22 protein-coding genes are annotated in these 17094 nt (G+C 57.0%); 4 read left to right on the forward strand and 18 right to left on the reverse strand.

Annotation, left to right across the window (positions count from 1 at the left end):
• Window positions 1–47: 47 nt before the first annotated feature.
• The 5 genes from B0B07_RS05880 to B0B07_RS05900 form a co-directional block, all read right to left on the reverse strand.
• Window positions 48–827: an ABC transporter ATP-binding protein gene (locus tag B0B07_RS05880; RefSeq protein ID WP_076757386.1), complete on the reverse strand. Its 780-nt coding sequence runs from the start codon at window positions 825–827 to the stop codon at window positions 48–50.
• A 4-nt stretch (window positions 828–831) separates the two neighbouring features.
• Window positions 832–1638, reverse strand: coding sequence for an ABC transporter permease (locus tag B0B07_RS05885; protein WP_076757387.1), 807 nt, complete (start codon window positions 1636–1638; stop codon window positions 832–834).
• A gap of 453 nt (window positions 1639–2091) precedes the next feature.
• On the reverse strand, window positions 2092–3093 hold the full coding sequence (locus B0B07_RS05890; RefSeq protein WP_076757388.1) for a sodium:calcium antiporter: 1002 nt from the start codon (window positions 3091–3093) through the stop codon (window positions 2092–2094).
• On the reverse strand, window positions 3093–3545 hold the full coding sequence (locus B0B07_RS05895) for a YaiI/YqxD family protein (protein WP_076757389.1): 453 nt from the start codon (window positions 3543–3545) through the stop codon (window positions 3093–3095). The genes B0B07_RS05890 and B0B07_RS05895 overlap by 1 nt, the downstream gene beginning before the upstream one ends.
• Window positions 3542–4105, reverse strand: a complete 564-nt coding sequence (locus tag B0B07_RS05900; protein ID WP_076757390.1) for an ATP-binding protein — start codon at window positions 4103–4105, stop codon at window positions 3542–3544. The genes B0B07_RS05895 and B0B07_RS05900 overlap by 4 nt, the downstream gene beginning before the upstream one ends.
• 69 nt (window positions 4106–4174) lie before the next feature.
• Here B0B07_RS05900 and B0B07_RS05905 point away from each other — a divergent pair, with 69 nt between their 5' ends.
• A complete protein-coding gene (locus B0B07_RS05905; protein WP_234982253.1) occupies window positions 4175–4900 on the forward strand; it encodes a hypothetical protein in 726 nt (241 codons plus the stop codon).
• A 51-nt stretch (window positions 4901–4951) separates the two neighbouring features.
• On the opposite strand, the gene B0B07_RS05910 is transcribed toward B0B07_RS05905, so the two are convergent.
• The 10 genes from B0B07_RS05910 to B0B07_RS05955 all read right to left on the reverse strand — a co-directional run bounded on the left by B0B07_RS05910 (window position 4952) and on the right by B0B07_RS05955 (window position 11729).
• The gene (locus B0B07_RS05910) at window positions 4952–5506 is read right to left on the reverse strand and encodes a sulfurtransferase TusA family protein (protein ID WP_076757392.1); all 555 of its coding nucleotides are present in this window, start codon (window positions 5504–5506) and stop codon (window positions 4952–4954) included.
• 58 nt (window positions 5507–5564) lie between these two features.
• A complete protein-coding gene (locus B0B07_RS05915) occupies window positions 5565–5954 on the reverse strand; it encodes a DsrE/DsrF/DrsH-like family protein (RefSeq protein ID WP_076757393.1) in 390 nt (129 codons plus the stop codon).
• Between the two features lie 82 nt (window positions 5955–6036).
• Window positions 6037–6840: a sulfite exporter TauE/SafE family protein gene (locus B0B07_RS05920; protein ID WP_076757394.1), complete on the reverse strand. Its 804-nt coding sequence runs from the start codon at window positions 6838–6840 to the stop codon at window positions 6037–6039.
• Complete coding sequence (locus B0B07_RS05925; RefSeq protein ID WP_076757395.1) at window positions 6837–7190, reverse strand: rhodanese-like domain-containing protein; 354 nt, start codon at window positions 7188–7190, stop codon at window positions 6837–6839. The genes B0B07_RS05920 and B0B07_RS05925 overlap by 4 nt, the downstream gene beginning before the upstream one ends.
• A 19-nt stretch (window positions 7191–7209) precedes the next feature.
• Window positions 7210–7470: a metal-sensitive transcriptional regulator gene (locus tag B0B07_RS05930; RefSeq protein ID WP_076757396.1), complete on the reverse strand. Its 261-nt coding sequence runs from the start codon at window positions 7468–7470 to the stop codon at window positions 7210–7212.
• Window positions 7471–7509: 39 nt separating this feature from the next.
• The gene (locus tag B0B07_RS05935) at window positions 7510–8913 is read right to left on the reverse strand and encodes an MBL fold metallo-hydrolase (protein WP_076757397.1); all 1404 of its coding nucleotides are present in this window, start codon (window positions 8911–8913) and stop codon (window positions 7510–7512) included.
• Window positions 8914–9059: 146 nt separating this feature from the next.
• A complete protein-coding gene (locus B0B07_RS05940; protein WP_144264314.1) occupies window positions 9060–9911 on the reverse strand; it encodes an MBL fold metallo-hydrolase in 852 nt (283 codons plus the stop codon).
• Between the two features lie 77 nt (window positions 9912–9988).
• The gene (locus B0B07_RS05945) at window positions 9989–10264 is read right to left on the reverse strand and encodes a hypothetical protein (protein ID WP_076757398.1); all 276 of its coding nucleotides are present in this window, start codon (window positions 10262–10264) and stop codon (window positions 9989–9991) included.
• Between the two features lie 116 nt (window positions 10265–10380).
• On the reverse strand, window positions 10381–11043 hold the full coding sequence (locus B0B07_RS05950; RefSeq protein WP_076757399.1) for a hypothetical protein: 663 nt from the start codon (window positions 11041–11043) through the stop codon (window positions 10381–10383).
• Window positions 11044–11174: 131 nt separating this feature from the next.
• Complete coding sequence (locus tag B0B07_RS05955; protein ID WP_076757400.1) at window positions 11175–11729, reverse strand: biotin transporter BioY; 555 nt, start codon at window positions 11727–11729, stop codon at window positions 11175–11177.
• A gap of 108 nt (window positions 11730–11837) precedes the next feature.
• Between B0B07_RS05955 and B0B07_RS05960 the strand changes: the two genes are divergently transcribed.
• Window positions 11838–12164: a CHY zinc finger protein gene (locus B0B07_RS05960; protein WP_076757401.1), complete on the forward strand. Its 327-nt coding sequence runs from the start codon at window positions 11838–11840 to the stop codon at window positions 12162–12164.
• A gap of 44 nt (window positions 12165–12208) precedes the next feature.
• Here the strand turns inward: B0B07_RS05960 and B0B07_RS05965 are convergent, their stop codons facing one another.
• Window positions 12209–13297, reverse strand: a complete 1089-nt coding sequence (locus tag B0B07_RS05965) for an AI-2E family transporter (protein ID WP_076757402.1) — start codon at window positions 13295–13297, stop codon at window positions 12209–12211.
• Between the two features lie 94 nt (window positions 13298–13391).
• Window positions 13392–14243: a VOC family protein gene (locus B0B07_RS05970; protein ID WP_076757403.1), complete on the reverse strand. Its 852-nt coding sequence runs from the start codon at window positions 14241–14243 to the stop codon at window positions 13392–13394.
• Window positions 14244–14379: 136 nt separating this feature from the next.
• Here B0B07_RS05970 and B0B07_RS05975 point away from each other — a divergent pair, with 136 nt between their 5' ends.
• Together B0B07_RS05975 and B0B07_RS05980 are read left to right on the forward strand one after the other, a co-directional pair.
• Window positions 14380–14709, forward strand: a complete 330-nt coding sequence (locus tag B0B07_RS05975) for a winged helix-turn-helix transcriptional regulator (protein ID WP_076757404.1) — start codon at window positions 14380–14382, stop codon at window positions 14707–14709.
• 108 nt (window positions 14710–14817) lie between these two features.
• Window positions 14818–15489 carry a GntR family transcriptional regulator gene (locus B0B07_RS05980; protein ID WP_076757405.1) on the forward strand — a complete coding sequence of 224 codons (672 nt, stop codon included), beginning with the start codon at window positions 14818–14820 and terminating at the stop codon, window positions 15487–15489.
• A 61-nt stretch (window positions 15490–15550) separates the two neighbouring features.
• Here the strand turns inward: B0B07_RS05980 and brnQ are convergent, their stop codons facing one another.
• Window positions 15551–16915: a branched-chain amino acid transport system II carrier protein gene (gene brnQ, locus B0B07_RS05985; protein ID WP_076757406.1), complete on the reverse strand. Its 1365-nt coding sequence runs from the start codon at window positions 16913–16915 to the stop codon at window positions 15551–15553.
• Between the last annotated feature and the right edge of the window lie 179 nt (window positions 16916–17094).

Below are 17094 nucleotides of genomic sequence, written 5' to 3' on the forward strand. Positions count from 1 at the left end.
AATCCCTTTCCTCACTTAAATCCCCCTTCTGTCATTGAACGGACGCACTATTGCCGGGACCGCTGGACTTCCTCCTGCAGGTGCTTCAGCACCCGGACGAACTGCTCCGCCACATCCGGATCGGCCCGGATCGCCTCCATCGTGCGGGGCCGCGGTGTCCCTACCCGGATCTCGTCCGCAATCCGGCCCGGCTGCGCACTCATGAGCAGGATCCGGTCAGACAGCAGAAGGGCCTCGTCGATGCTGTGCGTGATGAAGAGCACCGTCTTTTTCGTCTCGGTCCAGATCTGCAGCAGCTCCTCCTGGAGGATGAACTTGTTCTGCTCATCGAGCGCGGCGAACGGTTCATCCATGAGCAGGATCTCGGGATCATTCGCAAACGCCCGGGCAATCGAAACGCGCTGCTTCATTCCTCCGGACAGCTCTTTCGGATACCGGTCGGCGAACGCCATAAGGCCGGTTTTATTGAGATAGTAATCGGTCCGTTCCTTGACAACCTTCTTCGGAAGCTTCCGCATCTGAAGACCGAACGCCACGTTGTCGCGGACGGTGAGCCATGGGATGACTCCCCGCTCCTGGAACACCATCGACTGGAGCGGCCGGTCCTCCTTCCCCGCCTTGATCGAGAACTCGCCGGCGCTCGGATGCTCGAGTTCGGCGAGGATGCGGAGCAGCGTCGTCTTCCCGCACCCGCTCGGCCCGACGATGCAGACGAATTCCCCGTCGAGAATGTCGAGCGACACTCCGTCGAGCGCCGTGATGCTTTCGCCTTTCTTGTAAAACACCTTCGTGAGATTGCGGATCCGGATTTTCACATCTTCCCCCACGGCTTCACCTCCATCTCAGAATCTTCCGCTGCAGCCCCCGCAGCAGCAGCGAGAACAAATACCCGAAGAATGAAATCAATATGAGCCCGACGTACATCTTCTGCAGCAGGAACGCTTTGTAGGATGTCCAGATCAGGAACCCGATCCCCGAAACGGAGCCCATCATCTCGGCAGCCACGATGGTGAGCAGGGCAATCGCCTGGCCCATCTGGATGCCCTCGAGCATGACCGGCAATGCGCCCGGGAAAGCAATTTTCAAGAAGTAGTCCTTTGAATCCGCCCCGTAGTTCTTCGCCACATCCATATGGATCGGCTCGATGTTCAGCACGCCCGCCGCGGTGTTAATCACGACCGGGAAGAACACGCTGCCCGCAATCGTGACCACCTTCGACAGATCCCCGATCCCGAACAGGATGATGATGATCGGCAGAAGCGCCAGTGTCGGAATCGGCATGAGCGCCATGACAATCGGCTGCACGAAATGCCGGATCGGGGAATAAAGCCCCATGAGCAGGCCGATTACGATGCCCGGGATGACCCCGAGCAGGAAGCCTGCGAAGATCCGGTACAGCGACACGCCGATATGATGAATGAGTTCACCGCTCGCCAGCAGTTCCCAGAACGTCGTGATGATCGCGGTCGGCGGCGGGAAGAAACGCGGATCGATCAGCGCAGTCCGTGACAGAACCTCCCATAAGAGCAGCATGAAGATCGGGGAGGAGACGGTGAGGAGCTGCTTCAGCCGTTCTTTCATCTGCCGCTTTTTCCATTCTTGTCTTTCCACTTCAACCGGATTGTTTATCGGTGCCATGCGCCTTCACCCCTTCTTGCTCAGGATATGAGCCCGCCCGGTGTTGCGTGTAGGCGCGGTGTGCTGAGTGTTTATTTGATTTGGCTTTATTTTGCGGGGCTTTACTTCGTGGTGTGGAACCTTATTTCATATCGCGGTTCCTTATTTTATAACGGCGGCTCTTATTTCATATCGGCGCTCCTTATTTCATATCGCTGCTCCTTATTTCATAACGCCGCTCCTTACTTCATATCGCCGTTCCTTATTTCATATCGACGCTCCTTATTTCATATCGACGCTCCTTATTTCATATCGCCGTTCCTTATTTCATATCGCCGTTCCTTATTTCATATCGACGCTCCTTATTTCATAACACGGCCTCTTATTTCATAACTCCACTCTTTATTTCAAACCACCCGCCCCTCCCGCCGCCAAAAAAACCCGTCTCCGGACGGGAGACGGGCTTGCGGGCATTCATCCCTGGAACATGAGGTAGGACGCGACCAGGTAGCCGGCGATGATGAGCAGGGACGGGACAACATACGACAGGCCGGATTTCGTCCGGCGGCGTGCGAGGGCGAACAGGATCACGGCGGACAGGGCCATGACGACGAGCGCCGTGATGCGGTGGGACGGGTCCCCTGCGGACAGGACGGGCCCGCCGCGGTAGAACAGGTCGGCCAGGAAGATGATGAGCATGTTGAACATGTTCGAGCCTAGAATCCCGCCGAGCGCCAGGTTGACGTTCCGGATCTTGAGCGCAATGTAGACTGAGACGGCTTCAGGGAGGGACGTCGTCGCCGCGATCAGGAAGCTTCCGACGAAGCTCGAGCCGAGCCCGGTGATGACGGCGATCTTGTCGCCCATGATGGACAGCACCGTCCCTGCACCCATGATCAGGACAGCCGCCAATGCGAATCCGATGACTGCTCGCTTGACGGTCACGTCTTCATTCCCTCCGGAAACGTCCCCGGCCAGTTCGGCTGCCGGGACGGACGGTTCTTCCGGCACCCTTCGGGACACCCGGCCGACGATCACCATGCCGATCGCGTAGATCGCCACGAGCACAATGGAATCCACGCCGACGCCGAGCAGCGACCAGTCGGGCCGGAACGAGAGCGACACATACGTGACCGCCATGAGGACGAGGCCCGTCCCTGCCGTGTACAGGTGGTTCCGCCCGGCTTTCTCGAACAGGTGCTGCCTGCGGTAGAACAGGTCGAAGCAGGCGAAGATGAACAGGTTGAACATATTCGAGCCGACGACGTTCCCGATGGCGATGTCCGGGTTGCCGATCAGGACGGCCGAAACGCTCGTCGTCACTTCAGGCAGGGACGTGGCGCCCGCAAGCAGGAGCGTCCCGACAAGCAGTCCGCCCATCGCGGTCTTCGTACTGAGCACATCGGCATAATTCGACAGCTTGATCGCGGCGAATACCGTCACCGCAGCGGCAAGGATGAACCAGACAAATGGCATTACAACTCTTCCCTTTCCCTGCGCCCGGTGATGAGCGCTTCCAGATTCCGTTCAAACCGCTCGTTCGCTTCGGCCTTGCGCTTTTTCGGCCCTTTCATGCGGCCCCCTGCTTCCCGGACCTTCCGGGAAATGTACCGGCTGCCGAGCAGTGATTCAATATTGTCATCCGTATAAAGTCGGCCGTTCTGGTCGATCGGCCGTCCGCCTTTGGCGAGCACCATTGCGGCCAGACCGTAGTCCTGGGTGACGACGATGTCGCCCTTGCCGACCCGGTTCACGAGCGAAAAGTCGACCGAATCGGCCCCTTTGGACACAATGATCGTCTCCGCCCCTTCGCGGAACATTTCATGCGCCGTGTCGCAAAGCAGGAGAACCGGAACACCGTGCCGGCCTGCCGTGCGGATCGTCTCGTTTACGACCGGACAGCCGTCCGCGTCCACCAGGATCTTCATATGCGTCTCCCCTTTCCGTCTGTGATCTCCAAAATGCGGTTGATCACACGCTGAACATCTTCTTCACTTTTTATAGTCAGGACATGGTCTGCTTCGTCCGGCTCCGGCTGAACTCCAGGAAAGTTCTTCATCTGACGGTCCAGCAGTCCGTCGTACGACAGACTGACCCGGAAAATATCCGTGCTTCTTGTGCTTTCACGGATCCGCCGGCGCAGCCTGTCCTCTTCGAGATCAAAGGAAACGAGGACGGTCACAAATCCTTGGTCCTTGTAATAAGCGAGCCATCTCCTCCGCGACTCCGTTCCGAGGTTGGAGTTCGAGAGAATCAGATGGAGGCTTGTCTTGTCCACTGCATGCTCAACGATGCATTGGGTCAGGGCATGCTTGATCTCATTCGGTCCCTGCTCCGGCAGCAGCATCGGGTAATGTGTATTCAAAAATCGCGCCTGAATGTCCTGATCGATGACAACCGAGCCAGGAAGCACTTCTGCGAGCCTGTTGGCAAACGTTGTCTTGCCGCTATGGGTCATTCCGGCGGTCATCACAGCTAACCGTTCCACAGTCCGACACTCCGATCATCCGGTATTACTCTTAACATATCACAGCGTTCCTTCCGGTGCATAACGGGCATGCGCTATAATAGCCTCATGATGAACCTGACCCCTGATATGAAGCGGCAACTGAATAGCTATAGCATCTACACCGGCGCGCCTGCCCATCCGCTTTTCACACTGGAATCGCTGAAAAAGGAGCCGGCGGCGGCACTTGATCTCGTGCAGGCCGTCAGCCGGACGGAAAACCGGACGATTGCGGCTTCCTTCTTCACCCGCAGGCTCGGCATGTTCACGGCGATGCAGCTGTACATGCTGATCGTCTATGAAGAAGTGTGGGAAGGGCCGGATGAGGCGTTCCGGTTCGGTGCCGTCGAGGAGTACGGCAACCTGACCGTGAGCCAGTTCCTTGCAGGCGGCGCTTTCCGGCCGGTCGACGAAGCGGAGCGGCCGGAAGCCGTCCGGCAAATACTGAGCAGATTCGTCAAAGACGTGGCCGACGCGCTGCGCACGGTTTCCTCGGCCTCGTCGCTCACTCACTGGGAGAATATGTTCGGCTTCCTGCTTTATCATTTCCATGTCCTGCTGTCCGATCCTTACCAACGGGAGGAAACACAGGCGGTGCTTGATCTCCTGAAGGATGACCGGACATGGGATGGCCTTGCCAAGGAATCGCTCTTCGCCCGCTACCTCCGCGGACAGCAGCCGTCCGCTCTCCTGAATACGACCGTCCGGACGACCTGCTGCCATTCCAAGGACGTGCCGGGACTCATGCAGTGCGGGTATTGCCCGCTGAAAAAGTAAACACTGAAACGGGGCTGTCCTGATCAAAGGACAGCCCCGTTGTTGCACTTTTTATTCGACCGGTCCGTCCCAGTCGCCCATGCCCGGCGCGACACGGGTGACATTGTCCCGGCCCGCTGCTTCCAGCGCCTCATATGCCCGGCCGGCCCGGCCGCCCGAACGGCAGATCACATAGACATCGCCCGTTTCGGGAATCTCCGCCAGGCGGTCATCGATCTGGCCGAGCGGGATATTGACGGCACCCGGTGCGTGTCCGGCTTCGAACTCATCCGGTTCGCGTACGTCGATCAGCGTGACTCCGTCTTGCCCGGCCACTTCCAAGTATTCTTCATTCGTGATGGTCTTCATTTCTGTTGTCTCTCCTTTTTCAGGGGCGGACCCTTTTTTGATGTAGTGTGTGAGGACTCCGTTCTCCTCAATGAGTTCCAAATATTCCTGTCCCGTTGTTTTTGCCCACATCGGAAGATCTGCGATGGACCCGCGGTCGGTCACGATCACTTCCAGCACCTCTCCCGGCGCCAGATCCTCCATCGCTTTTTTCGTCCGGACGACCGGCATCGGGCACGATAGCCCTTTAGCGTCCAATGTCCTCGTCACATTATACATGAAATCTATTCCCTCCAGATCGTCTGCTGAATCCATTTTAACCTTGGCATGCTGTATATCAGAATGTCAGAGTCATGTCGGCATCCTTCGCGCTTCCGAGGAAGGTGACGGCACCGCCGACCTCCGTTCCGTCGACAAAGTCTTCTTTCTGGAGGCCCATGACGTCCATCGTCATCTGGCATGCGATGAACTTCACGCCCAATTCCTGCGACATGGCCACCAGTTCGCCGATGGAAGGCACATTCGCTTTCTGGAACCCTTCTGCAAAATGCTCTTTTCCTTCAGGCATCGGCAGGGCGTTCATGCCCTGCCGGTGGATGAGGTTGAGTCCTTCAAAAGTGAAGAAGATCTCCACTTCTCCGTCTGTTGCTGCGGCTGCCGTCGCGATGTTGAATACTTTGTAGGCGTCAAACAAACCGCCGTTTGCAGCGATGATGGCTACTTTCATTGTTGGTATTCCTCCGATTTCAATCTTAATCCCCACTTTACGGGCAGGGGTATTTATTCATCCAAAAAAATATAGCTTCCTCTCAGAACAACTGAACAAACAGATCGCGCCAAATATTAACGGCCGTGGCGGCAATCAGGACGGCGAGCAGCCATTTCAATATCTTCGTGTTCATCTTCTGTCCGGCCTTGGCGCCGAGGGGAGCCGCGATGAGGCTTGCCACGATCATGATCACCGAAGGCCAGAGAAGCACCTGGCCCGTGAACACCTTGCCTGCCGTTGAGCCGATTGAAGAAATGAGCGTGACCGCGAGTGAGGTGGCAATCGTCATGCGGGTCGGAATATTGAGGACCGTCAGCATGATCGGGACGAGCAGGAACGAGCCTGCCGCTCCGACAATCCCGGCCCCGACGCCGACGATGAACGCAAGCACGGCGGCCAGCGGGACGGAAAAATGAACATCCTCTTCCCGGGCATCCGGAACTTCCTTTTTCGGGATGAACATCATGACGGCCGCAGTCGCGGCCAGGACTCCGTAAACGACATTCACGGTCAGCTCGCTCATCCCGGAGGAGCCGAACCCTCCGGCAAAACTGCCGGCAAGGACGGCAAGTCCCATCGCGGCGATGAGTTTCTTGTTCAGATAACCGCTTCCCCGGTAAGCCCAGACTCCGCCGATCGTCGCAAAGATCACCTGGACCGCGCTGATCCCCGCCACTTCATGGGCCGTGAACGCGGCAAAGCCGAGCATCGGCGGGATGTACAGCAGCATCGGATATTTGATGATCGAGCCGCCGATTCCGACCATCCCCGAAATGAACGACCCCGCGAAGCCGATGGCGAAAAGGGTGAGAATGAATGGCAGGGTCAGTTCGGACCCGCTCATCCGTTCCAGGCTCCCATGCCGCCCCGGACGTTCGTCACTCGATCAAATCCCGCTTTTTTCAGCAGGCGTGCGGCCTGCGCGCTTCTCATCCCGCTCTGGCAGATGACGACCGCCTCTTTCGACTTGTCGAGTGAAGCCTGTTTCGCCTGCAGCGTGTTCAACGGGATATTTTTGAACTCCTTGATATGCCGGCCCTTGTATTCAGCAGGGGTCCGGACGTCAATGAACTGCTTGTCCTTGTCTCCGAGCATCTCCTTCAATCCGTCCGCGTCCACTGTCCGGATGCCCTTCGCCGGCATGAGCCGCCAGGCGAAGAACAGGACAATGGCCGCGATGATGATCCATTCCATTTTCTCCGCTTCCTTCCGATTAATTCGATTTGACGAGCAGCTCGATCGCTTCCTGGACATGAGCGCTCGTGTCTTCGCCCGATTCGATGCTTTCCCGTACGCATGCCTCGAGATTGGTGCTGACGACGACACCGATCGTCCGGTCAAGCGCGCTCTTGACCGCCCGGAGCTGCATGACCACGTCCCGGCAATCCCGCTCTTCTTCCATCATCTGCAGCACGCCCTTGACCTGGCCCTCGATGCGCCGCATGCGGTTTTTCACTTTTTGATCGTAGTCCATCGTTCCCGCTCCTTTTCGGACCGGAAACCCGGCCCCGTTTTACTTCACTATAGCATGGCCGGCACGTTCATACGCATTGAAACCGCCGGCCAGATGTTCCACATCACTGAACCCGCGCGCTTTCAGGATGCTCGCCGCAATAGCGGAACGGGCTCCGCTCTGGCAATGGACCAACAGTCTGCGGTCTACGGGCAGTTGTTCCGTCCGGAGATGTCCGAGGAAATGATGGGCGGCCCCGGGCATGCGGCCGGAAGCCCATTCCGAGTCGTTCCGGACGTCCAGGACATACACGCCGTCTTCTTTTCCTTCTCTAACAAAATCATCGGGCGAAAGAGCGACGTATGTGTCTGTTTCACTTCCGGAAAGGGCAGTCTCCGGCCGGACAAAAGCTTTGATATGGTCCAGATGAATCGACTCCAGCGCTTTCCGGACCGAATCTTCTTTGCCCTCTTCTGCAATCAGGACAAGTGGTTCGTCATAGCGGATCAGCCACCCGGCCCAGTTCGTGAATGATTTATTGAATGGAATGTTGATTGAGCCTTTGACCAGGGCTTTTTCCGCTATTTGCGCAGGACGGGTATCCAGCACAACGGTCTGTTCATCCGCCCTGAGCTCGTTGAACCGTTCCGGGCTTTCCAACAGCGGAACGGGACCCCCGCCGAGAAGTTCCGGGCCTTCCTTGTTCACTTTCTTCATCATGGCGAAATAGGACGGTGCTTCGGGCTGGCCGTCGAGCAGACGGCGGACGAATGCTTCCTCGTCATCTTCCTTCATTGCCCAGTTCATCTGCTTTTCATAGCCGACTGTTGAAAGCGGCACCGCACCGAGCGATTTTCCGCATGCCGATCCGGCTCCATGGCCCGGCCAGACGATCAGATGGTCCGGCAATGCCTTGAACGATTTTACGGAACGGAACATCTGGCGGGCCCCCTGCTCTGCCGTATCCGCGATTCCCGCCGCTTTCTCCAGAAGATCGGGCCGGCCCACGTCACCGACAAACACAAAGTCACCCGTAAAGATCCCCATCGGTTCATTGGCTCCCCCGCCCTTGTCGGTCAGGATGTACGAAATACTTTCCGGGGTATGTCCCGGTGTATGGAGAACAGCGAATTCAATATTCCCGATCGAGAATGTGTCTCCGTCTTTCAGCAAGACGGCATCGACTGCATCGGTGTACGTGTAGCGCCAATCGTCGCCGCCCTCATCCGACAGGTACAAGGTTGCCCCAAGGTCATGGGCCAGCTGGCGTGCGCCCGATGTGAAGTCTGCATGGATATGGGTTTCCGCGGCAGCCGTAATCTTCAGCCCTTCCTTCTGCGCCTTGGAGATGATGGCCTCCGAGTGCCGTGGCGGGTCGATCACGATGGCTTCTCCGGTGCGCTGACAGCCTACGAGATAAGCGTATTGTGCCAGATGCTCATCAAAAAATGATTGAAAAAACATTGATTCCTTCCTCCTTCACGGTCTTTATACCCCATTGGGTATATCCAATTTACCACCCGGGGTATCCATCCGTCAACCCCCCTGCCTTTTGAACCCATGAACCCACGCAAAAACCGGAACCCTGAATCAGGATTCCGGCCGTTCTCTTATGAGTCGCTGCCGTCAACATACTTTCCATGATCGGGTATGGCCAGTTCCCGGAAGTTGGCGGCCAGACGGCCCAGATGCTCCTGGAGATATTCCCCGCTCACCGGGATGCCGTGCCCGGTGAGCGCAACTTTCGGCTGCAGCATGGCGAGTGCCTTCACCGATTGCTCCGCCGATTCCCAGTCCGGTGTCAGGTAAACCGGCGGGCCGCTGACTTCGAGTTCCTGGGTCATCACTTTGTACATGGCGTCCTGCTTGACCGTGACGAACGCGTCCCCGGCGATGAGGGCGCCGTCCGATTCCCGGAACAGCGACACATGTCCCTCGGAGTGCCCCGGTGTATGAAGCCAGCGCCAGCCCGGCATGCCGGGAACCGTTCCGTCAGCCGGCAGCTCATGCGCCCGTTCCCCGATGTCGATCGCTTCGGTCGGGAACAGCTTGGACATCTTGGCGATCATGCCGCCCTCCACCGTCATGTCCGGATCCGGGTAGTCCCGCTTTCCGGTGATGTACGGAATTTCAAGGAGATGGGCATAAACCGGGACGTCCCACTTTTCAAGCACATCGATCAGGCCGCCAATATGGTCAAAATGCGCGTGCGTCAGGATGATGGACTGAGGCGGGTTGTTTTCACCGAACCGCCGTTCCGCTTCCTCGATGATTTTGTCTCCGGATTTCGGCATGCCCGCGTCGATCAGCACCCATTCATTGCCGTGGCCCGGCTTTCCGTAAAAGATGACGTTGACGATCTGGATCGTGAAGCTGTACAGGTCCCCGCCCATCGGAATGCCGTCGCCGCTGTTCACCGATGTGATTGGCTGCAGGCGCTCAGTGGACGAACTTCTCTCCATGTTGCCATGGTCCTCCATATCGATTCCCTCCCGTTTAATCACTCTTTTCCTTCTTTCCCGATTTTCAGGGAATCACACTACCTTTCCCGATATGCGCGGATCGACAGCTTGGTCGATACGTAAAACGAAACGGCTGCCGCCCCGTAGAGCGTTCCCATGAACAGACCGGCCGGAAGGTCTTTCGGATGGCTGATGAACACCGAAATCAGCAGCCCGAGGGCCACGGCAACCGTCGGGACAACCGCCGGCGGGATACGGAATGCGTATTTGAGAAGCTGCGTACCGATCAGCACGAGCGGAACGGCCAGGAATACGTCCCAAATATTCGTCGTAATATGCGGAAATTCCGTCACGGATTTTCCCTCCTCCTTCTGCGGAACAGCCGGTTTGACGGTCAGTATGGACAAAAGCAGCAGGCATTAGGCACAAAAAACCGGCGGGAGCTTCCGTCCCCGCCGGTTTCCGGTGTTCATTCTCCTTCTGTTTCCGATTCCATCTCATCCAGCACATCCGGAAAAAGCATTTCATCAAACTGCTCGCCCGTCGCTTCGTCCTTCAGGATGACCGTTGTCCGGAGATCATCCGCATTCACGCCGTCGAACAGCTGGACATACATGCCGGCAAAGCCGACGCCGAGCAGCGCAAATCCGTCAAAGGAGTTTTCAAATTGCTCACGGTCGACCGTTACCTCAAACTTTGTGTATCTTTTGTCATGGGTGATATCCCGGATTGACGGGTAGCCGTCGCCTTTCATCTCGTCCGTCAGCTGTTCCACACCCTCCAGCAGCTCGGCCATCATTTCCTTGTGCTGGGCCTTCGACATTTTAAACGTCACGGAGCCGTCCGCATTTTTCACTGCGTCGGCTTTCCCTTCTGCCTTCACCTGCTCAACCGCCTCGCCGACGTCTTCGCCTTCAAAGAACGAAGGCGGCACCGTCACTTCCACATTGAACAGTCCTTTGTCGACTTCTACCGCTCCGCCTTCCGCACTTTGTTTTTCCCCGCCTGCCGCTTCCCCTTTTTCCGCCGCAGCCGTCTCTTCCTTATTTGCTGCATTTTCATTTTCCGTTTTCCCGGTGGCACCGCAGCCTGCAAGCAGGGCGACCAACACGAGCATCATCCACTTTTTCATGATGAATTCCCTTCTCTCTGATGTGTTGATTTCATTCTACCAAACCCGGTCCGCCGGACCTTCCCCTGAATCGGAAAAGGTTCGCGATAACAAAAAGCCCTCCGCACGGGAGGGACCTTGAGTATCTATGATCACCGCAATGCCGCATGCAGCAGCCGGGCTGATTCGAGCCGCTTCCGGATAAGCACGCCCAAGACCGCGGCGAACACCGCCTTCAGGATGTCCGGGACAATAAACGGGATCATCGCGCCGGTGAATGCGCCGGCCCAAGACAGGTTGCCCATCCATTTATACCAGACCGTTCCGGCAAACAGGATGAACAGGGCACCCGTCACGGTAGCCGCGATTCCCGCAGCCGTGTGCCGGCCGCCCTTCTCAAAAATCAGCCCGATCAGGAATACGGCCGGGATGTAGCTGAGGATGAACCCGCCCGTCGGCCCGAGAATGATGCCGAGGCCCGCCTTCATGCCGGCGAACACCGGGATGCCGACCGCGCCGAGCGCCACGTACAAAGCGGCTGAAAGCGTCCCGTACCGTTTCCCGAGAATAATGGCCATGAGCGGCAGGACCAGTGTCTGGGCGGTGAACGGAATCGGCGGCACCGGAATGATGATCTGGGCCCCCACCCCCATCAGTGCAGCAAACAGAGCTGCGAGAATCATCATCTTCAATCGTTCATTTCCCATATTTCGATTCCCCTTAGAGTAAACATAAAATAATATTTAGTTAACACATTAAATCATATATACTGAAGGAAACCGAGTCAACCCGGGATATGAAAGGAGTGCCGGAAGATGCAGATCCATGGCGTGGAAGTTGAGGGGCCGGTCATTGACGGGGAGACCCGCTGCGTGCATTATCACGGGGAAAAAGACCGGATCGCCATCCGGTTCTGCTGCTGCGGAAGATGGTTTCCGTGCCATGCCTGCCATGAGGAGTCCGGCTGCGGCCATCATGCGGTGTGGCCGTCGGACCGGTTCGGCGAGGAGGCGGTCCTCTGCGGGAGCTGCGGCCGCCGGATGACGGTCCGCGGTTACCTTGAAGGGGATTCTTCCTGCCCGGGATGCGGGGCGTCCTTCAACCCGGGATGCAAGCTTCACCGCAGGCTTTATTTCGAATGAAGACGAAAGAAAACCGCAGAACGGGTCTGCGGTTTTCCCTTTGTCTATTCGCTTGCCACGTCGCTCGTGGCGGCCCGCCGGATCTGGCGGCGGTGCTCGTACAGGTTGCCGATGATCACTTTGCCGACCGCGTACGCCGGAACGGCGAGCAGGATGCCGACGAACCCGGCAATATTGCCCGCAGCGAGGATCACCGTGATGACCGTGAGCGGGTGGATGTCGAGCGATTTGCCCATCACGTTCGGTGTGATCAGGTTGCTCTCGATCTGCTGGGCGAGGAGCATGACGATGCCGACGCCGATGAGCAGCTTCGGATCCTGGATGAGCGCGATGAGGAGCGCCGGCACGACCGACACCCACGGACCGATGAACGGAACGAGGTTCATGAACAGTCCGAAAATGGCGAGGATGAGCGCATACTCCAGTCCGATGATCAGATATCCGATGAGCAGCATGATCCCCACGCAGAGGCTGACAAACATCTGACCCTGGATATACGTCTTGAGCGTGCGGTTGACGTCCTGCAATGTCTTGACGACGAACGTCTTCTTGTCACCTGAAAAGAACTTCGACACGAATGGTATGAAGTGCTCGTGGTCCTTCAGCATATAGACGAGGAAGAACGGAGCGAGTACGAGCATGAAGATGGTCTGGAAAAACCCGGTCAGGAACGAGACGAGCCCGCCTCCGAGACCGAGCGCGATCTCATTCACCCGGTCCCTCGCGGACTGGATGCCATTCTCGATGAAGTCCGGCCATTCATCCCGGCGGTCGAGCACGTAATTCACCGACTCCTCGACTTTGTCCGTAATTTCCGGCAGGTTGTCGGTGAACGCGTTCACCTGCTTGTTGATCATCGGACCGACCATCGCATACAGGGCCCAAAAGACCCCGACGATCAGGATGAGACAGCTGAGGATGCTCGCCCATCTCGGGAACCGGTATTTCTCCAGCAGCCGCTGGACGGGCTCTGTCAGGTAGAACAGCACTCCGCCGACGAGCAGCGGCAGGAAGATCGTCTTCAGGATAATGAGGATCGGAGAGAAGATCCCTTTGATATCAATAAAGAAATGCACAATGAGCAGGGCGAGCAGAATGCCGACCCCCGCCTGGAACCATAGTTTCTTTGTCATAGGCGCCCCTTCCGCTTCAGTTCAAGTTGATCTTCATCAAGTATAACTGTTCATACGGATGCGGGCACCCATGGTTTCAAAGAAAAAGAGAAGTTCACACAAGGGAGAGGCGGTTTCCGGACGGGTCTGTGACCGATATCCGCCCTTCACGCTCCGCCGGCTCAAAACCGAGGGCGCGAAGCCGGCCCGCGGCTTCCTGCTTGGATGTTTCATCGGGATAGACGACCGAAAACTCGGCAAGCCCCGCACTGTCGCTTCCTTGGGGCGGAGCACCGGCTCCGTTCCAAGTATTCAGGCCGATATGGTGATGGTATCCGGCGGTGGACATGAAGAGGGCCTGGGGATACCGGCTGACCACTTCAAACCCGAGGCCTTCCCCGTAAAACTGCCGCGCCGCCTCCAGATCCGAGACATGCAGGTGAATATGGCCCATCAGTGTCTGTTCCGGTATACCGGCCCATTTGACGCCCTGTGCATCCGCGGCCGCAAGGATTGCCTGCGCATCGAGCGGATCGGTCGCCATCCGCACCTCCGGCCCTTCCCAGATCCAGCCTTCCGGGGGCAGGTCACGGTAGATCTCGATGCCGTTTCCTTCCGGATCATTGAGATAAATCGCCTCGCTCACGAGATGATCGGCGGCCCCGAGTCCGATTCCATGCACGCTGAGATGACGGATGGCGGCCCCCAGGTCTTCCCTGGAAGGCAGCAGGAGAGCAAAATGATAAAGTCCGGCACGGCGGGGAAGCTTTGGATGGAGTCCTTCGCGCTCGTTCAGCACGAGGAGCGGCGTCCGGCCGTCCGCGGTCAGTTCCACCCTCTGGCCCTGCTCTTCTAGGATCCGCAGGCCGATCACTTCCGTGTAGAATCCGGTCATTTCCGCCAGATCGAGAACATTCAATTCGACTGCCCCGACATGGGTCGCCGGCTGCTTATGAAACTGAGACATGTCGTCTCCTCCTTTTATGCATTTAATAGTTACGTTTAGTAACCACTTTACCGGTCACATGAAGTTACGTCAAGTAACCGAGTTGCTACCTTTTGACGATTTGACTGTGTTAAACTGTGCGCAAGGAGTGATTTTCATGAATCGAACGGAATTGTGCCCCCGATTTGAACAGGCGGTCTCCCTGCTCAGCCGCCGCTGGAATGCACTGATCATTTATTCCCTTCTCGACGGGCCTAGCCGGTTCTGTGAGGTCACGGAAACCATCGGGATCAGCAACCGTCTGTTATCCGAACGTCTTAAGGAACTTGAGACGGACGGCATCGTCAGCCGGACGGTCTCCGGCGATTCCCCCGTGCGCATCCAATATAGCCTGACTGAAAAGGGAATGGCCCTGCTTCCTGTGCTGCAGGAGCTTGAGTCATGGGCAACCAAGTGGGTCGACCCGGCCCCGGAACCGGCAGAATAAACACGACTGAATCAAGCAAAGCAATATATTGCATACCATTTGGGTCGGATTTGAAGTATAATCAGTGCATGAGACCCAATTTCTTCTGGGACAGGGGGGAGAAAAGATATGCCGATTCCTTCGGATCATTCAAGACCGGTGCGGCTGACCGCCAAGGAAGCTGCATTCAACCAACTGCAGCACTGGATCATTGACGGGACGCTGCAGCCGGGAGAAAAACTGAACGACCTGGAGATCGCCCAGGCCCTCGGCGTCAGCCGGACCCCCGTCCGGGAATCCCTGCAGCTTCTGGAAACCCAGGGGTTCGTCAAAATGTACCCCGGGAAAGCCACCCAAGTAACCGAAGTGGATCCCGAGGCCATCAATGACCTGCTGCCGCCGCTTGCGGCCCTGCAGGCACTGTCAGCGGAAATCGCGACGCCCAAGCTCGACGAAGAAACGGCCGATCTCCTGACCGAGGCGAATGAAGGCTTTGCAGAGGCCGTCCGCTCCGGCAACGACGAGACGGCGCTCCGGATTGATGAGGAGTTTCACCAGATCATCGTGGACACGGCCGGAAACTCTTATATCCAGTCGGTCGTGAACAATCTTCAGGCACATGTCCGCCGGCAGTTCTTCCATGATGCGATCGTGCTCAGGGAACAGTCGGTCCAGGAGCATGAGGCCATCATCGAGGCGATGAAAGCGGGAAACGGAGAAAAAGCCGCCGACATCATGAAGACCAACTGGCTATCGGCCATCGACGAACTGAAAGCGATCCGGAATGCAAAATCATCATGAAAAAGCCGACGGAATCATCATTCCGCCGGCTTTTTCGTGTTCAATTTGCAATGGGGGCCCTTCAGGCTTCCACGCTTGCCGGTTCGGACGAGAGCCCGAGGAGCCGGGAAATGATGCCCGTGATGAGCATCACGGCGACGACGGGAACCACCCATCCCAGACCGTCGCTATAAAGCGGCAGGTACTCTTCAAACAGGTGAATGACCGGGTTCAGCCAGCCAAATTCCGTTTCAAGAGAAGCGGCAAGGGACTTCAGTCCATCGATGAGCCCGATCACGAATGCCACAGCGGTTGCCGCAACATATACGAGCCGTGAGTGATGGAACAGACGGGAGGAGAACGTCAGAAGCAGCAGCGAGATGGCGAGCGGATACAAGAACATCAGGACCGGTATGGAATAAGTGATGATCTTGGAAAGCCCGAAGTTGGCAACGACGAATGAAAAGACCGTGAATATCGTCACCCATGCCTTGTAGCCGATTTTCGGGACGATCAGGCTGAAATACTCGCCGCATGCCGTCATGAGGCCGATCGCCGTCGTCAGGCATGCCAATGTAATGACCACTGCCATCAGGATCGTACCGAACGGGCCGAAGTAATGCTCCGCGGCGGAGCTCAGCACAGGACCGCCCGTTTTAAACAGTCCGAACTTCTCCACGCTTGTTGCGCCGATCCACGCGATTCCGATGTACAGCACGCCGAGGAGCACGATGGCGGTCAGGCCGGACTTGAATGTGGCGTTGAGTATTCCTTTTCTCGACGTCACGCCCATCCCTTTCACTGCGCTGATCACGATGATGGCGAACACGAGCGCGGCAATCGCGTCCATGGTGTTGTAACCTTCCGTGAATCCTTTGACGAACGAGCCGTTTGCATAAGGCGCCTGCACTTCTCCGATGCCGCCCAGCGGGTTGAACACGGAGAAGCCGATCAGGATCAGCAGAAGGACCACGATCCCCGGAGCCAGAAATTTCCCCACCCGGTCCACAATCTTTGCCGGATTGAGCGAAAGCCAGAGCGTTACGCCGAAGAATACGAATGTGAACAGGAGCAGAGGGAGGGCACCCGCATCCTGGCCGACAAACGGGATGATTCCGATTTCATAGGCCACGGCACCGGTCCGCGGAGCGGCAAAGAACGGGCCGATTGTCAGATAAAGAACCGCCGAGAACAGAAGTCCGTACAGCGGATGGATCCGGCTCGCCAGTTCCTGGAGGTTCCGGCTTCCGGAATATCCGATGGCCAGGACGCTCAGGAACGGCAGCCCGACACCCGTGATAAGAAATCCGATGAGCGCCGGCCAAAGCTGGTCTCCCGCCAGCTGTCCGAGCTGCGCCGGAAAAATAAGATTGCCCGCACCGAAGAACAGGGCAAACAGCATGACACCAATGACCAAGTAACTAGAAAAGGGTAACTTCTCCTGCATGATTACCAGGATCCTCTCTTTCAAAACTTACCGATAACGGTAGAATATTCAGCCTTTTTTGACTGATTTCGACATATACAATATATCAGCGTCCTTCATCCTACTATGAATGTTATTAGAATGCAAACTATTTGTGTCTGATATTTTGTACTTGTCTTAATATGGACTTTTTTTCATCT

Source organism: Edaphobacillus lindanitolerans (assembly GCF_900156305.1).
Lineage (GTDB): Bacteria > Bacillota > Bacilli > Bacillales_A > Planococcaceae > Bhargavaea > Bhargavaea lindanitolerans.

Bases quoted from the DNA above. Each gene is read 5' to 3' on its own strand.
- B0B07_RS05890 (WP_076757388.1), bottom strand. From the start codon at position 3,093: ATGCCATTTGTCTGGTTCATCCTTGCCGCTGCGGTGACGGTATTCGCC.
- B0B07_RS05935 (WP_076757397.1), bottom strand. From the start codon at position 8,913: ATGTTTTTTCAATCATTTTTTGATGAGCATCTGGCACAATACGCTTAT.
- B0B07_RS05940 (WP_144264314.1), bottom strand. From the start codon at position 9,911: ATGGAGAGAAGTTCGTCCACTGAGCGCCTGCAGCCAATCACATCGGTG.
- B0B07_RS05910 (WP_076757392.1), bottom strand. From the start codon at position 5,506: ATGTATAATGTGACGAGGACATTGGACGCTAAAGGGCTATCGTGCCCG.
- B0B07_RS05960 (WP_076757401.1), top strand. From the start codon at position 11,838: ATGCAGATCCATGGCGTGGAAGTTGAGGGGCCGGTCATTGACGGGGAG.
- B0B07_RS05925 (WP_076757395.1), bottom strand. From the start codon at position 7,190: ATGGAATGGATCATCATCGCGGCCATTGTCCTGTTCTTCGCCTGGCGG.
- B0B07_RS05905 (WP_234982253.1), top strand. From the start codon at position 4,175: ATGCGCTATAATAGCCTCATGATGAACCTGACCCCTGATATGAAGCGG.
- B0B07_RS05975 (WP_076757404.1), top strand. From the start codon at position 14,380: ATGAATCGAACGGAATTGTGCCCCCGATTTGAACAGGCGGTCTCCCTG.
- B0B07_RS05920 (WP_076757394.1), bottom strand. From the start codon at position 6,840: ATGAGCGGGTCCGAACTGACCCTGCCATTCATTCTCACCCTTTTCGCC.
- B0B07_RS05970 (WP_076757403.1), bottom strand. From the start codon at position 14,243: ATGTCTCAGTTTCATAAGCAGCCGGCGACCCATGTCGGGGCAGTCGAA.
- B0B07_RS05885 (WP_076757387.1), bottom strand. From the start codon at position 1,638: ATGGCACCGATAAACAATCCGGTTGAAGTGGAAAGACAAGAATGGAAA.
- B0B07_RS05980 (WP_076757405.1), top strand. From the start codon at position 14,818: ATGCCGATTCCTTCGGATCATTCAAGACCGGTGCGGCTGACCGCCAAG.
- B0B07_RS05915 (WP_076757393.1), bottom strand. From the start codon at position 5,954: ATGAAAGTAGCCATCATCGCTGCAAACGGCGGTTTGTTTGACGCCTAC.
- brnQ (WP_076757406.1), bottom strand. From the start codon at position 16,915: ATGCAGGAGAAGTTACCCTTTTCTAGTTACTTGGTCATTGGTGTCATG.
- B0B07_RS05955 (WP_076757400.1), bottom strand. From the start codon at position 11,729: ATGGGAAATGAACGATTGAAGATGATGATTCTCGCAGCTCTGTTTGCT.
- B0B07_RS05895 (WP_076757389.1), bottom strand. From the start codon at position 3,545: ATGAAGATCCTGGTGGACGCGGACGGCTGTCCGGTCGTAAACGAGACG.
- B0B07_RS05950 (WP_076757399.1), bottom strand. From the start codon at position 11,043: ATGAAAAAGTGGATGATGCTCGTGTTGGTCGCCCTGCTTGCAGGCTGC.
- B0B07_RS05965 (WP_076757402.1), bottom strand. From the start codon at position 13,297: ATGACAAAGAAACTATGGTTCCAGGCGGGGGTCGGCATTCTGCTCGCC.
- B0B07_RS05930 (WP_076757396.1), bottom strand. From the start codon at position 7,470: ATGGACTACGATCAAAAAGTGAAAAACCGCATGCGGCGCATCGAGGGC.